Raw genomic sequence first — 14,683 nt, forward strand, 5'->3', positions numbered from 1 at the left:
GAGTTTCCGCGGCCGCCCCAACCGTAGGCAAACCCTTTGTTGCTCATCGGTGGATCCGGTCGCTGACGTCGCCGACAGGGACACACCCAGTCAGAGCTGCGCGCTGTCCATCAGCTCGCCCAGCTCGGCCACGGTGAGCTCGCGCATCGCGCCCGGCCGCAGCCGCGCCAGGGTCAGCGGTCCGATCTGGGTGCGGGTGAGCCGGCGGACCGGGTGCCCGAGGTGTGCGAGCAGCCGCCGCACGATGCGGTTGCGGCCCTCGTGGATGGTGAGCTCCACGATCGAACGGTTGCTGCCCTCGCGCCGCGGGTCACCGCCGAGCACCCGTGCGTGGGTGACGGTGACCGGGCCGTCGTCGAGGGTCACGCCAGCGAGCAGCTCGCGGATGGTGCGGACGTGCACCTCGCCGTCGACCTCCGCGACGTAGGTCTTGTCGACCTGGTGGGAGGGGTGCGCCAGCAGCTGGGCGAAGTCGCCGTCGTTGGTGAGGATGATCAGGCCCTCGGTGTCGGTGTCGAGGCGCCCCACGTGGAAGAGCCGCTCGGGCCGGTCGGCCACCAGGTCGCCGAGCGTCGGCCGGCCCTCGGGGTCGGACATCGTCGACACGACGCCCCGGGGCTTGTTGAGCACCAGGTAGACCTTGTCGCTGATCGGCGGCAGCCGCTTGCCGTCGACGCGGATCACCGCCGTGCGGGGGTCGACCTTGGTGCCGAGGCGGGTGACCACCTCGCCGTCGACCTCGACGAGGCCGTCGAGCATCAGCTCCTCGCACTTGCGGCGGCTGGCCACCCCCGACTTCGCGAGCAGCTTCTGCAGCCGGATGAGGCCGTCCTCGTCGGTCTCGGGGCGCTGCGAGGCGGGCTGGTCGTTGTCGGGCGCGTCGTGCGGCTTCATGCGGGGTCCCTGGGCGAGCGGTGGGGGTGCGGGTGGGGCCGGGAGTGAGGGCGGGAGGTGGTCATGAGACCTCCGTCCCGCCGTCGGGCTCGGTGCCCGACCCGGAATGGGGCGAGGGGTGCCGGGCGGGAGAGTCGTCGGGCTCGGGCGACGGCTCGGAGGACGTTTCGGGGGACGGCTCCGGCGTCGGCTCGGGCGCGGCGTCGAGGCCGGCGACGCTGGCGAGCTCGTCCTCCAGGTCGTCCATGTCGGGCAGGTAGGGGGCGAGCTCGGGCAGCTCGTCGAGGGAGGTGATGCCGATGCGCTCGAGGAAGTAGGAGGTGGTGCGGTAGAGGTTGGCGCCGCTCTGCTCGTCCTGCCCGGCCTCCTCGACCAGTCCGCGGGTGAGCAGGGTGCGCATCACGCCGTCGACGTTGACGCCGCGGATGGCGGAGACCCGCGCCCGCGACACCGGCTGCTTGTAGGCGACCACCGACAGGGTCTCCAGCGCGGCCCGGGTCAGCCGCGCCTGCTGCCCCTCCAGGACGAACGCCTCGACGACGCCGGCGAACTCCGGGCGCGAGTAGAAGCGCCATCCGCCGGCCACCGACCGCAGCTCGAAGCCGCGGCCCTGCTCGGCGTACTCACGGACGAGAGCGTCGAGCGCCGACTCGACCTCCTCGACGGGGTGCCCCACCACCGAGGCGAGCCGCACCGTGCCGAGCGGCTCGTCGGAGACCATCAGGATGGCCTCGAGCGCGGGACGCAGCTCGGCGACGGGGACGGCGAGGGTCTCGACGTCGAGCTCCTGGTCGACGGACTCCCCCGCCTCGGCCGGGCTGCTGTCGGGCTGCTCGCTCACTGGTCCTCCTCGCGCACACCGGCGGGAGCCGGCAGCGGTACATCATCGTCGTCCGACGGGGCGCCGTCGAACTCGTCGTGGATCTCGACGTCGCCGTCCTCGGCGCCCGTCCAGCGCACCGTCAGCTCGCCGAGCGGGGTGACCTGGTCGAACGACACCGCGCCCTCGCGGAACAGCTCCAGGAGCGACAGGAAGCGGGCCACCGTCGTGAGCCGGTCCGGGGAGTCGCCGCAGAGCGCGCGGAACGTCATCGTGCCGCCGCGCCGCAGCCGGTCGACGACCAGCTGGGCCTGCTCGCGCACGCTGACCTTGGCGGCGTGGATGTGCTGCAGCGACACCTCGAGCACCGGCTTGGGCTCCATCGCCCGCGCCGCCAGCCGGGCGAACTCCTCGAGCCCGATGCCGATCAGCACGTCGGGCAGCAGCGTGGCGAAGCGCTCCTCCAGGCCGACCGCGCGCGGGTGGCGGCGCGACTCCGAGGCCAGCCGGTCCTCCATGACCGTGGCCACCTGCTTGAACGCCCGATACTGCATGAGCCGGGCGAAGAGCAGGTCGCGCGCCTCGAGCAGCGCGAGGTCCTCCTCGTCCTCCACGTCGCCCTGCGGCAGCAGCCGGGCCGCCTTGAGGTCGAGCAGCGTGGCGGCGACCACCAGGAACGACGTGGTCTGCTCGAGGTCCCACTGCTCGCCGAGGGTCTTGACGTGGGCGATGAACTCGTCGGTGACCTGGGAGAGGGCGACCTCGGTGATGTCGAGCTTGTGCTTGGCGATCAGCCCGAGCAGCAGGTCGAAGGGTCCCTCGAAGTTGTCCAGGCGGACGGCGAACGCCGGGGCCTCGCTGCCCGGCTCGAGCGAGTCGGCGGGCGCGGCGCCCGGAGCAGCAGGGCGGGCGGCGCTCACTCGGCCAGCAGCCGCTGCACCAGCGCGCTGTCGGCCCCCTGGCCCTCGAGGTCGGCGAGCACCAGCGCGAGCGCCTCGCGCACCAGGCGGCCCCGGTCGACGGCGAGGCCGTGCTCGCGGCGGAGCGTGAGCCGGGCGTGCTCGATGTCGAGGAGCTCGTCGGAGGTGACGTAGACCGTCATCTTCTCGTCGTGGCGTACGCGCCCGCTGGGCTTGCGCGGCCCGGCCGGCTCGGCCTCGTCGGCGACGGCACGCACCCGCCGCGGCCGGGTGTCGGCCTCGGCCCCCGCGGCGTCGACGGGGTCGGCGGTCGGCCGGAACAGGTCGTCCGCGGCCGGCATGCTCACTCGGCGGGCCACCGGGACAGCACCTCCTTCGCCAGCTGGCGGTAGGCGTCGGCGCCCGTCGACGACGACGCGTAGGACGTGATGGGCTCCCCCGCGACGGTGGCGTCGGAGAACTTCACGGTGCGACGGATGACGGTGTGGAAGACCTTGTCGCCCCACGCCGAGACCAGGCGCTCCATCACCTCGCGGCTGTGGAGCGTGCGCCCGTCGAACATGGTGCCGAGCACCCCCTCGATCTCCAGCTTGGGGTTGAGCCGCTCGCGCACCTTGTCGATCGTGGTCTTGAGCAGCGCGACGCCGCGCAGCGCGAAGTACTCGCACTCCAGCGGCACGATGACGCCGTCGGAGGCGGTGAGGGCGTTGACCGTGAGCAGCCCGAGCGAGGGCTGGCAGTCGATGAGGATGACGTCGTAGTGCTCGAGCGCGGGGGCGAGCACGCGCTGCAGGGTCTGCTCGCGTGCGACCTCGTGCACCAGCTGCACCTCGGCCGCGGACAGGTCGATGTTGGACGGCAGCAGGTCCATGCCCTCGATGCCGGAGGGCACGACGACCTCGTCGAGGGACACCTCGCGGTCCATCAGCAGGTTGTAGATGGTGAAGTCCATCTCGTGCGGGTTGAGGCCCAGACCCACCGACAGCGAGCCCTGGGGGTCGAAGTCGACGAGCAGCACCCGGCGCCCGAGCTCGGCCAGCGACGCGCCGAGGTTGATCGTGGTGGTGGTCTTGCCGACCCCGCCCTTCTGGTTGCACATCGAGACGACGCGGGCGCCGCCGTGCTCGGTGAGGGCCGGGGGCTCGGGGAAGACCGGCATCGGGCGACCGGTGGGCCCGAGCGGCTCCTCCGCCTGGAGGGTCGCGGTGGGCGACTCGATCGGGCGGTCGAAGGGGATCGGCTGGGTCACGGGCTGCTCGTCTCGCGGGGTCGGGCCTGGCTGGGCTGTCTGGTGCGGCACCGGCGTCCGCACGAGGGGCGGCATCTGCGGGGCACTGCTGCCCGTGTCGTGACCGGGGAATCCCGCACCGCTCATGTCTGCTCCTCGTGCCTCGTCGTGGCTGGGTCGTGCATCGGGCCTACCGCTCGATTGGACCACGTCGCACGCCCGCGACTTTGTCGACACGTCGACAGTTGTCGCACCAGTTCCGAGACGGTCCCGGCCTGCACCGCGCGGGACTCTACGCGGCCCACGGGGACGGACTCACAGCCGCCTCATCGCCACGGTCGCGATCACCAGCTCGCCGGCGCTGTCGGTGGCGTCGCAGTCCACCCTCGCCTCGATCACCCAGTCGTGGTGCCCCTCGGGGTCGTGGATGGTCTGGCGTACGTCGCGGACCCGGGCCGTGGTGCCCTCCTCGGCGCCGACGGGCTCGCCGACGCGCTCCTCCCCCACGACCAGCAGGTCCGGACCGCGCGCGTCGCCATCGGTGAGGACCCGGTCGTGCTCGGCGTAGTAGTCCTCCAGTGCGGCGTCCCACGCCGACCGGCCGACGACCACCTCGCGCGGCGGGTCGGTGCGGTCGGCGGCGGCGCGCTCGAGGCGTACGAGACCGTCGAGGTCGTCGCGGGAGACCGCGTCCACCCGCGCCCACATCGCGTTGCGCACCATCACCCGGAACGGCCGCTCCTGGCGCGAGAGGGGGCGCGGCGGGGGCGGCGGCTCGTGGTGCGCGACGGACGAGGAGGCGTGGTCGGGGTCGGCCAGCGCCTCCCACTCGTCGAGCAGCGAGGAGTCGGTCTGGCGCACGGTCTCGCCGAGCCACTCGATGACGTCCTCCACCTCGGGGGCACGGTGCGACTCGGGCACGGTCTGCCGCAGCGTCCGGTAGGCGTCGGTGAGGTAGCGCAGCACGAGTCCCTCGGAGCGGGCGAGCTGGTAGCGACCGACGAAGTCGGTGAACCCCATCCCCTGCTCCCACATCTCCCGGACGATCGACTTGGGGCCGAGTGCGTCGTCGGGCAGCCACGGGTGGGTCTGCCGGTAGGTCTCGTAGAGGGCCTCGAGGAGCTCGCGCAGCGGCTGGGGCCAGGTGATCTCCTCCAGCAGCGCCATCCGCTCGTCGTACTCCAGGCCGTCGGCCTTCATCTCCCCGATGGCCTCGCCGCGGGCGGCGTGCTGCTGGGCCATCAGGATCTGGCGCGGTGCCTCCAGGACGGCCTCCACCACCGACACCACGTCGAGGCCGTAGGTCTCGGACTCGGGGTCGAGCACGTCGAAGGCGGCCAGCGCGAAGTGGGCGAGCGGCTGGTTGAGCGCGAAGTCGTCGGGGAGGTCGACGGTGAGCACGTGACGCCGGCCGTGCTCGTCGGGCTCGTCGAGGCGGGTCACGATCCCCGTACGCACGAGCGAGCGCGACAGGCGCAGGGCCCGCCGGGCCAGGCGCAGCTGCCCGCGACGGTCCTCGTGGTTGTCGGTGAGGAGCCGCCGGAGCACCGAGAACGCGTCCTCCGCGCGGGTCAGGACGTTGATCAGCATCGAGTTGTCGACCTTCATCCGGCTGGTCAGCCGCTCCGGCACCCCGGCCACCAGCTTGTCGAACGTCTGCTCGGTCCACACGACCGTGCCCTCGGGCGGCTTCTTGAGCTGCGCCTTCGACTTCTTCTTGCCGGCCGCGACGCGCGCGGCCGACTTGGCCTTGGCCTGCTCGTTCTCGATGACGTGCTCGGGAGCCTGGACCACGACGTGGCCGGCGGTGTCGTAGCCCGCCCGCCCGGCGCGGCCGGCGATCTGCTGGAACTCGCGCGTGCGGAGCACCCGCTGCCGGTTGCCGTCGAACTTCGCCAGTCCGGTGAACAGCACGGTGCGGATCGGCACGTTGATCCCGACGCCGAGCGTGTCGGTGCCGCAGATGACGCGCAGCAGCCCGGCCTGGGCGAGCGTCTCCACCAGCCGGCGGTACTTCGGCAGCATGCCGGCGTGGTGCACCCCGATGCCGTTGCGCACCATCCGCGACAGCGTCTTGCCGAAGCCCGCCCCGAACCGGAAGGCGCCGATGCGCTCGGCGATGGCGTCCTTGTCCACCTTCTTCAGCGGTCGCCGCAGCAGGTTGGTCGCGTGCTCCACGGCGGCCGCCTGCGTGAAGTGGACGACGTAGACCGGGTCCTGGCCGGTGACGACGAGCTCCTCGAGGGTGTCGTCGAGCGGCTCCATCGACCACCGGAAGCTCAGCGGCACCGGCCGCTCGGCGTCGTCGACGACCGCGGTGTCGCGCCCCGTGCGCCGCTGGAGGTCCTCGACGAAGAACGAGACGTCGCCCAGCGTCGCCGACATCAGCAGGAACTGCGCGTCGACCAGCTCGAGCAGCGGCACCTGCCACGCCCAGCCCCGGTCGTGCTCGGAGTAGAAGTGGAACTCGTCCATCACCACGAGGCCGACATCGGCCGAGCGTCCCTCGCGCAGCGCGATGTTGGCGAGCACCTCCGCGGTGCAGCAGATGATGGGCGCGTCGGGGTTGACCGCGGCGTCCCCGGTCAGCATCCCGACGTTGTCGGCGCCGAACACCTCGATGAGCGCGAAGAACTTCTCGCTGACGAGCGCCTTGATCGGCGCGGTGTAGAAGCTCACCTCGTCGCGCGCGAGCGCCGCCAGGTGGGCGCCGATCGCCACCAGCGACTTCCCCGACCCCGTCGGGGTCGCGAGGATGACGTGGTTGCCGTCGAGGACCTCGATGACCGCCTCGTCCTGGTGGGGGTAGAGCTCCAGCCCACGGTCGGCGACCCAGCCCGTGAAGGCGTCGTAGACCGTGTCCGGGTCGGCGCCCGTGGGGACCCGGGTGTCGAGGCGCACTGGGTCCGGCATGTCTCGATCCAACCATCCGCGCACGCGTCGACGCTCGCGGGGGCGCGCGCCCGGTGCCGGTTTCGTGGGCGCGGCCGGCATGCAACCGCCGTGAAACCGCGCGCGTCGATCGTGGCCGTCATGACCACACCACATGACTCCCCCTCCGCGCCGGGACCCGCCGTCTCCGCCACCGGCCTCGTCAAGCGGTTCGGCGACCAGCGCGCGGTCGACGGCATCGACCTCCGGGTGCAGCGCGGCGAGGTGTTCGGCGTGCTGGGCCCCAACGGCGCCGGCAAGACGACCATGATGCGGATGCTCGCGACCTTGCTGACGATCGACGAGGGCGAGGCGAGCATCCTGGGCCACGACGTACGCACCGCACCCCACGCCGTGCGTCGCACGCTGGGCGTCACCGGCCAGGACGCCTCGGTGGACGAGAACCTGACCGCCACCGAGAACCTCTGGCTCTTCGCCCGGCTGCAGGGACTCGGGCGCACCGAGGCCCGCGCCCGCGGGGCCGAGCTGCTCGAGCAGTTCGACCTCGTCGAGGCCGCGAGCAAGCCGATCTCGGCCTTCTCCGGCGGCATGCGCCGCCGCCTCGACCTGGCCGCGAGCCTGCTGACCAGGCCGCCGGTGATCTTCCTCGACGAGCCGACCACCGGCCTGGACCCGCGCACCCGCGGCCAGGTGTGGGACACCGTCCGCGACCTGGTGCGCGACGGCTGCACCGTGCTGCTGACCACGCAGTACCTCGACGAGGCCGACCAGCTGGCCGATCGCATCGCGGTGATCGACCGCGGGCGCAAGGTCGCCGAGGGCACCTCCGACGAGCTGAAGTCGTCGGTGGGCCAGTCCACCCTGCAGCTGCAGCTCGCCGACCACGCCGACCTCGCGGTCGTCGCGGAGGAGACCCTCCGCCTGCTCGGCGAGGAGGCCGCGCTCACCCCGGAGTCCCGGCGGGTCAACGTCCCCCTGGCCCGCACCGACCAGAGCGTCGACGTCCTCGTCTCGCTCCGCGACCGCGGGGTCGCCATCGAGTCGGTGACCGTGCAGAAGCCCTCGCTCGACGAGGTGTTCCTCGCCCTCACCGGCCACGACACCCACGACACCCCGGCCGGGGCGCAGGACGAGCGCGGCGACCGGACCGACGAGACAGACGAGACCGACAAGATGGAGACCGCCCGATGAGCACCGCGACCCTGCCCGAGCCCGCCGCCGGCCCCACCGCGGGTCCCACCCCGGAGCGCGTCGGCGTGGCCGACACGATCAGCCAGACCATGACCCTCGCGTGGCGGGCGACCAAGAAGATGCAGCGCAGCCTCGAGGTCATGTTCGACGTCACCATCCAGCCGCTGGTCTTCACCGCGATGTTCGCCTACATCTTCGGCGGCGCCATCTCCGGCGACGTCGACAGCTATCTCCCGCTCATCATCCCGGGGCTGATCGGGCAGACCGTGCTGACCGCGTGCGTGGCCACCGGGGTCCAGCTGCGCACCGACATGGACACCGGGGTGTTCGACCGGTTCAGGGTGCTGCCGATCTCGCGCATCGCACCGCTGGCGGGGCCGATGGTGGCCGACCTGGTGCGCTACTTCATCGCCTCGGTGCTGACCTTCGGGGTCGGCATCGCCATCGGCTACCGGCCCGGCGGCGGCGTCGCCGGGGTCGCGGGCGCGGTGCTGCTCGCGATGCTGGCCGGCTGGTCGCTCGCGTGGATCTTCACGCTCTTCGGGATCCTCGGCCGCAACGCCCAGGGCGTGCAGGGCATCTCGCTGCTGGTGATGTTCCCGCTGACGTTCCTGTCCAACGCGTTCGTGCCCACCGAGACGATGCCCGGGCCGCTGCGCGCGTTCGCCGAGGTCAACCCGGTGTCGCTGGTGATCAGCGCGATCCGCGACCTGGCCAACGAGGGCGCCGTCACCACCGACGTCGCCTGGGCGCTGCTGGGCTGCGCCGTGCTGATCGCGGTGTTCGCCCCGCTGGCCGTGCGGGCGTTCAGCCGGAGGACGTGACCCCGCCCGCCCAGGCGCGCCGCAGCCGGTCGACGGCTGCGGCCGCCTCGGGCACGAGCTCCGGTCCCGGGCGGTCGGCCAGCTCGCCGACGAGGCGGCCGAGCCGCCCGGGCTCCGCGGCGTCGGCGAGGGCGACCATCGACTCCCACGCCATCACCGGCACGCTGCGGTTGTAGGCCCATCGGTGCGCCACGGCGAGCAGGAACATGCCGTCCGAGCGCTGGTCGGGCGGACCCCAGCGGACCACCCACGCGCCGAGCGCGATGAGCAGGACGCCGTTGAGCGGCAGGTCGGTGAACCACAGCGTGCCCGGTGGGGTCCGGCCTCCCGGTCCGACGACCCGGTCGCGCAGCTCGTCGGCCACGGGGTCCGCGGCCCCGGTGCCGTGACGCGCACGGCAGACCAGTGCGGCCGCGGAGATCATCGGCGCCCACGGCGACACGGCCGGCCCGCTGTCCGCGTCGACGACCATGTCGACGAGCGCGTCGTAGCGCCGGATCCCCTCGGCGCCGTCACCCCGGGCGAGGGCGACCTCGGCCTGGGCGGCCTGCCACGCCACCCGGGCACCGATCTGCGCGGCCGCGCCACCCGGTGGTCCGACGGCGTCGAGGACCGCGACGGCCCCCGCGACGTCGCCGTCCAGCAGCGGTGACAGGGCGGTGGCGACCTGGAGGCTGTAGGAGTCGGTGACGGAGTGGATCTGCTCGAGCAGCGGCCACGCGACGGCGGCGTGCCGCGCGGCCTCATGGTGCGCGCCCGCGGTCATCGCGAGCTGGCTGAGCTCGGCGTGCACGGACGCCCGCAGGAAGACCGAGAGCCGGTGCCGCAGCGCCTGCTCGGCGTACGCGCGCGCGGCGTCGACGTCGCCGGCGTTCTCCGCGACGATGCTCGCCCACATCAGCAGCGCGCCGGCGAGGCCGGCCCCGGTCTGCTCCGCCGCGACGCGCGCGAGCCGGGCGGGCGTGTCCTCGTCGACCTGCAGCACGGTGCGGCCGATCAGCCCCCACGCGCCCGCGGGCGGCTCCCCGCGGGTCAGCAGGTCGCAGAGCCCGCCCACCTCCACGCCGGGGACCCACGTCACGTGGACCAGCAGCACGCCCGCCGCCTCGAGGGCGTCGTGGCGCGCCTCGTCGGGGACGTCCCAGCCCGACAGCACCTCGACGGCCGCGTCGCAGACGGCGAAGATCTTCGGCTGGTCGCCGGTGATGGTCCACAGGCTGCCCAGCAGCGCGACCATCCGGGCCACGAGAGGGCGGTCGCCGATGGTCAGGGCCCGGCGCAGCACGTCGGTGAGGTTGTTCTGCTCGCGCACGAGGAGGTCGACCTGCGCGACCTGCTCGTCGGAGACGACGAGGTCGCGACACCGTGCGGCGAGGTGGGCGGCCCATCCGTGCAGCGCGTCCAGGGCCTCGGGGGTCTCGCCGCGCCGGGCCAGCTCGGCGGCGGCGTACTCACGTATCGTCTCGAGCGGCCGGAATCGCGCGGTCGCGCCGTCGTCGACGAGGACGAGCATCGACTGCTCCACCAGCGCGTCGACGAGGTCGGGGCCGTCGCGGCCGAGGACGGCGGTCGCCGCCGCGCGGTCGAACCCGTCCTGGAACACCGACAGCCACGCCAGTGCCCGCTGCTCAGCGGCCGTGAGGAGGTCCCACGACCAGCCGATCACCGCGGCCAGCGTGCGGTGGCGGTCGGGGGTGCTCCGCTCCCGGCTGCTCAGCGCGGTCAGGCGGTCGTCGAGCGCCGCGGCCACCTCAGGCACGGTCATGGTGCGGACCCGCGCGGCGGCGAGCTCGACGGCGAGCGGCAGTCCGTCGAGCCGGTCGACCACGTCGGCGACGATGGCCGGGTCGAGCACCGCGTCGGGCCGGGTGGCCGACGCGCGCCGCACGAACAGCTCGCGGGCGTCGTCGGGCGAGAGCTGGGTCAGCGGCACGACGCGCTCGGCGGCCAGCCGCAGCGGGGCGCGGCTCGTGGCGAGCACCTGGAGGTCACGGGTCGTCGCCAGCAGGAACGCCACGAGGGACGCGACGGGCTCGAGCACGTGCTCGCAGTTGTCGAGCACGAGCAGCGTCGGCCCGGAGTCGAGCTCCTGCGCCAAGCGGCTGCGGACGTCGGCCTGCTCGGCCGGCGTGAGCGCGAGGCGGGTCGTCACCGACCCGCGCACGCCGAGCGCCGCGCCGACCGCGACCACGACGTCGTCGCCGGCGCCCACGCCGACGAGCTCGACGACGTGCACGTGGGGCAGCACGGACTCGCGGGCCAGCACCTGCGCGATGCTGGTCTTGCCGATGCCCCCGGGACCGAGCACCGTGACCAGCCGCGACGCCGCCAGCGCCGAGCGCAGCCGGGCCAGGTCCTGCTCGCGGCCCAGGAGCCCGGCGCCGTCGTACCTCAGCCCGGTGCGCACCGGGTCGTCGGCGGCCAGCAGCTCGCGGTGCAGCCGCTGCAGCTCGGGCGCGGGGTCGACGCCGAGGCGTTCGGCGAGGTCGAGGCGGTAGTCCTCGTAGCGGCCGAGCGCGACCGCGGGCCCACCGACGGCCGCGATGCTGCGGAGCAGGTCGACCAGCACGCCGGACTCGTCGGTCCACCGAGCGGCGGCCGCCTCCAGCAGCGGCACCGCCTCCGCGTGGCGGCCCTGGCGGGCCAGGGCCCGTCCCAGGAGGTCGTCGGCGGCGTCGAGCGTCCGGGCTGCCAGGGACCTGAGCCGGGCCAGTGGTCCGGGCGCGTCGTCGGTCGCGGGCTCGGGCCACGCCCGCGCCCACTCGGCCAGCTCGGCCGCCCGCACCGCGTCACCGGCGCGGAGGGCCTCCCGCGCCTCCGAGACCGCGAGACCCAGTGCCAGCACGTCCACCTCAGCGGCGTCGACGCCGAGCCGGTAGCCGGTCTCGGTCAGCTCGACGACCTCCGGCGCCGTCGCGGCCCGCAGCCGCGAGACGATGACCTGGAGCGCCTTGCCGGGGGCGGCGGGCGGGTCGTCCTCCCAGACCTGGGCGACGAGCTGCGCCACGCTCAGGCCGCGCGGCTCGAGCACCAGCGCGGCCAGCAGCGCCTGCGGGCGGGCCCCCACGACAGGGGCGTCGTCCCACGACGGCGCCCCGAGCAGCCGCAGCCGGACGCGCTCCCCCGTGGTCACTCGCGCGCTCGCGGGTGGGCGGTCGCGAAGACCTCACGCAGGTTGTCGACGGTGACCAGCGTGTAGACCTGCGTCGTGGTGACGGACGCGTGGCCCAGGAGCTCCTGCACCACGCGGACGTCGGCGCCGCCGTCGAGCAGGTGCGTCGCGAACGAGTGCCGCAGGGTGTGCGGCGACACCGAGGCGGTGACCCCCGCCCGCTCGGCGGCCTTCACCAGCACCGCCCAGGCGCTCTGCCGCGACAGGCGACCGCCGCGGGAGTTGAGGAACATCGCCGGGCCGCCCTTGCCGGTGCCGACCAGCTCCGGGCGCGCGCGCGTGAGGTAGGCGGCCACGGCCTCTCGGGCGTAGCCGCCGACCGGCACCAGCCGCTCCTTGCCGCCCTTGCCGCGCAGCAGCACCGTGCCGTCGTGCTGGTCGAGGTCGTCCACGTCGAGCCCGACCGCCTCGGAGATGCGGGCACCGGTGCCGTAGAGCAGCTCGAGGAGCGCGCGGTCGCGCAAGGACAGCGCCGTGCCGGGCGCCCCGGCCGCCTCGAGGATGGCCTCGACGTCCGACAGCGGGAGCGCCTTGGGCAGCCGCTTGGCCGGGGTCGGCGGCTTGACCGCCGCCGCCGGGTCGCCAGCGGCGAGCCCGTCGGAGACGGCGAACTTGTGGAAGCCGCGCACCGCGACCACGGTGCGCGCCGCGGACGACGCGCCCAGCGGGGGGTGGATGTCGCTGCCCTCGCGCAGGCCGACCAGGAACGCGACGACGGTCGCCTCGGTGACCGCGTCGAGCTCCTCGATGCCCTGGCCGGCGAGGAACTCGACGTAGCGGCTCAGGTCGCGCCGGTAGGAGCTGAGCGTGTTGGCCGCCAGCCCGCGCTCGACCGCGAGGTGGTCGAGGTAGGTGCGGACCGCGCGGCCCAACGGCGCCCCGGGGCTCACCCGAGGACTGTCTCCGGTGCCACCGACTCGATGCCGACGGCGTCGCCGACCGGTGCGTTGGTGAGCTTCCCGGCGTGGGTGTTGAGGCCGTGGACGAGGCTCGCGTCCTCGCGCAGCGCCCGCTCCCACCCCTTGTCGGCCAGCGCCACCGCGTAGGGCAGCGTCGCGTTGGTGAGCGCGTACGTCGAGGTGTTGGGCACCGCGCCCGGCATGTTGGCCACGCAGTAGAACACCGAGTCGTGCACCTCGTAGGTCGGGTCGTCGTGCGTCGTGGCGTGCGAGTCCTCGAAGCAGCCGCCCTGGTCGATCGCGATGTCGACCAGCACCGAGCCGGGCTTCATCCGCGCCACCAGCTCGTTGCTGACCAGCTTCGGCGCCGCCGCACCGGGGATCAGCACCGCGCCGATCACCATGTCGGCCTCCATCACCTGCTGCTCGATCGCCAGCTTGGACGACGCCAGGCCGTGCACCCGGTTGTTGTAGCGCCAGAACGACATCCGCAGCTTGTCGAGGTCGGTGTCGAGCAGCGTCACGTCCGCGCCCATCCCGAGCGCGATGTTGGCGGCGTTCTGCCCCGAGACGCCCGCGCCGATGATCACGACCTTCGCGTTGGCGACCCCGCCCACGCCGCCCATCAGCACCCCGCGACCGCCGTTGGCCTTCAGCAGCGCGTGCGCGCCGACCTGCGGCGCGAGGCAGCCGGCGACCTCCGACATCGGGTAGAGCAGCGGCAGCCCACCTGAGGGCAGCTGGACCGTCTCGTAGGCGATGGCCGTCACCCGGCGCTGCAGCAGCTCCTCGGTCAGCGGCTTGTCGGCGGCCAGGTGGAGGTAGGTGAAGAGGGTCTGGCCGTCGCGCATCCGCGCGTACTCCTCGGCGACCGGCTCCTTGACCTTGAGCACCATGTCGGCGGCGCCCCACACGTCGTCGGCCGTCTCGAGCATCCGCGCCCCCGCGGCGACGTACTCCTCGTCGGGGATCTGCGAGCCGCTCCCGGCGCCCCGCTCGATCATCACCTCGTGACCGTGCTGGACCAGCTCGTGGACACCGATGGGGGTCAGAGCCACGCGATACTCGCGGTTCTTGACTTCCTTGGGGACGCCGACCTTCATGCCTTGCTCCTCCGGGATCCGGGGCCTCACGGCGTGGGCCGCCTCACAGCGTGGGCGAGACTACTCCCGGGGCGGCCTACGGGGCCGTCAGGACTCCCCGACGCTTCAGCACGTCGTAGGCGAGCACCGCCTGGACCAGCGGGCCCTGCCGCACGCGGCCGTCGAGGACGGCGTCGAGGAGATCGGCCATCGACACCCAGAAGTGCTCCATCTCGGCCTCTTCGTGCTCCATCGCGAAGTCGCCTCGCGGGGCGTGCGAGAGCCCGCGCGCCAGGAAGATGTCGTGCACCTCGTTGCTGATGCCGGCGCTGGAGAACGTGCTCAGCAGCTGCTGCCAGTGGGCGGCCTCGAGCTCGACCTCCTCGCGCAGCTCGCGCTTCGCGGTCTCCACGGCCGGCTCGTCGCCCGCGTCGCGCAGTCCCGCCGGCAGCTCGACGAACTCCCGCCCGCTCGTGTGGCGGTACTGCCGCAGGCACATCACCCGCTCGTCGTCGTCCACCGCCAGCACCACGACCGCACCGGGGTGCTCGAGGCTGATCCGGCTGAACTCCTCGGAGTGCCCCGGGCGGGTGATCATGTCCTCGCGCAGCGCCACCACCCAGTCGTCGCGGTGCAGGTAGTGGCTCGACACCACCGGCCACGCCATCGGCCGGTCGGCGAGCTCCTGCGGTCCGTCGTCCCCGTTCCGGTCTCCCATGCGCCAGACGCTAGCCCAGGCGGCGACGTCGACGGGTGGGTGA

At 73.4% G+C, this 14,683-nt stretch carries 12 protein-coding genes; 2 read left to right on the forward strand and 10 right to left on the reverse strand.

Features of this window, described 5'->3' with window-relative positions; genetic code table 11:
- Positions 1–90 precede the first annotated feature (90 nt).
- From JX575_RS10020 to JX575_RS10045, 6 genes are all read right to left on the reverse strand, one after another.
- Positions 91–894: a pseudouridine synthase gene (locus JX575_RS10020; protein ID WP_186342266.1), complete on the reverse strand. Its 804-nt coding sequence runs from the start codon at positions 892–894 to the stop codon at positions 91–93.
- Between the two features lie 61 nt (positions 895–955).
- On the reverse strand, positions 956–1,735 hold the full coding sequence (scpB, locus tag JX575_RS10025; RefSeq protein WP_186342267.1) for an SMC-Scp complex subunit ScpB: 780 nt from the start codon (positions 1,733–1,735) through the stop codon (positions 956–958).
- On the reverse strand, positions 1,732–2,547 hold the full coding sequence (locus tag JX575_RS10030; RefSeq protein WP_222129771.1) for a segregation/condensation protein A: 816 nt from the start codon (positions 2,545–2,547) through the stop codon (positions 1,732–1,734). The genes scpB and JX575_RS10030 overlap by 4 nt, the downstream gene beginning before the upstream one ends.
- A gap of 83 nt (positions 2,548–2,630) precedes the next feature.
- Complete coding sequence (locus JX575_RS10035; protein WP_241005097.1) at positions 2,631–2,993, reverse strand: hypothetical protein; 363 nt, start codon at positions 2,991–2,993, stop codon at positions 2,631–2,633.
- Positions 2,978–3,883: a ParA family protein gene (locus JX575_RS10040; protein ID WP_313960527.1), complete on the reverse strand. Its 906-nt coding sequence runs from the start codon at positions 3,881–3,883 to the stop codon at positions 2,978–2,980. The genes JX575_RS10035 and JX575_RS10040 overlap by 16 nt, the downstream gene beginning before the upstream one ends.
- A 294-nt stretch (positions 3,884–4,177) precedes the next feature.
- Positions 4,178–6,775 (reverse strand): DEAD/DEAH box helicase, encoded by a 2,598-nt coding sequence (locus tag JX575_RS10045; RefSeq protein WP_186342269.1) that lies wholly within the window; start codon positions 6,773–6,775, stop codon positions 4,178–4,180.
- A 120-nt stretch (positions 6,776–6,895) separates the two neighbouring features.
- On the opposite strand from JX575_RS10045, the gene JX575_RS10050 reads away from it, so the two are divergent.
- Both JX575_RS10050 and JX575_RS10055 read left to right on the forward strand, forming a co-directional pair.
- Entirely contained in the window at positions 6,896–7,945 is a 1,050-nt protein-coding gene (locus JX575_RS10050) for an ATP-binding cassette domain-containing protein (protein WP_186342270.1), read from the forward strand.
- Complete coding sequence (locus tag JX575_RS10055; protein ID WP_186342271.1) at positions 7,942–8,769, forward strand: ABC transporter permease; 828 nt, start codon at positions 7,942–7,944, stop codon at positions 8,767–8,769. The genes JX575_RS10050 and JX575_RS10055 overlap by 4 nt, the downstream gene beginning before the upstream one ends.
- Here JX575_RS10055 and JX575_RS10060 read toward each other — a convergent pair.
- From JX575_RS10060 to JX575_RS10075, 4 genes are all read right to left on the reverse strand, one after another.
- On the reverse strand, positions 8,753–11,902 hold the full coding sequence (locus JX575_RS10060) for a BTAD domain-containing putative transcriptional regulator (RefSeq protein WP_186342272.1): 3,150 nt from the start codon (positions 11,900–11,902) through the stop codon (positions 8,753–8,755). The two genes, JX575_RS10055 and JX575_RS10060, sit on opposite strands and share 17 nt — an antisense overlap.
- Entirely contained in the window at positions 11,899–12,831 is a 933-nt protein-coding gene (xerD, locus tag JX575_RS10065) for a site-specific tyrosine recombinase XerD (protein WP_186342273.1), read from the reverse strand. The genes JX575_RS10060 and xerD overlap by 4 nt, the downstream gene beginning before the upstream one ends.
- Positions 12,828–13,943: an alanine dehydrogenase gene (gene ald / locus JX575_RS10070; RefSeq protein WP_186342274.1), complete on the reverse strand. Its 1,116-nt coding sequence runs from the start codon at positions 13,941–13,943 to the stop codon at positions 12,828–12,830. Before ald ends, xerD begins: the two co-directional genes overlap by 4 nt.
- Before the next feature lie 76 nt (positions 13,944–14,019).
- Positions 14,020–14,640 carry an NUDIX hydrolase gene (locus JX575_RS10075; RefSeq protein ID WP_186342275.1) on the reverse strand — a complete coding sequence of 207 codons (621 nt, stop codon included), beginning with the start codon at positions 14,638–14,640 and terminating at the stop codon, positions 14,020–14,022.
- Between the last annotated feature and the right edge of the window lie 43 nt (positions 14,641–14,683).

Source organism: Nocardioides sp. zg-1228 (assembly GCF_017086465.1).
GTDB lineage: Bacteria > Actinomycetota > Actinomycetes > Propionibacteriales > Nocardioidaceae > Nocardioides.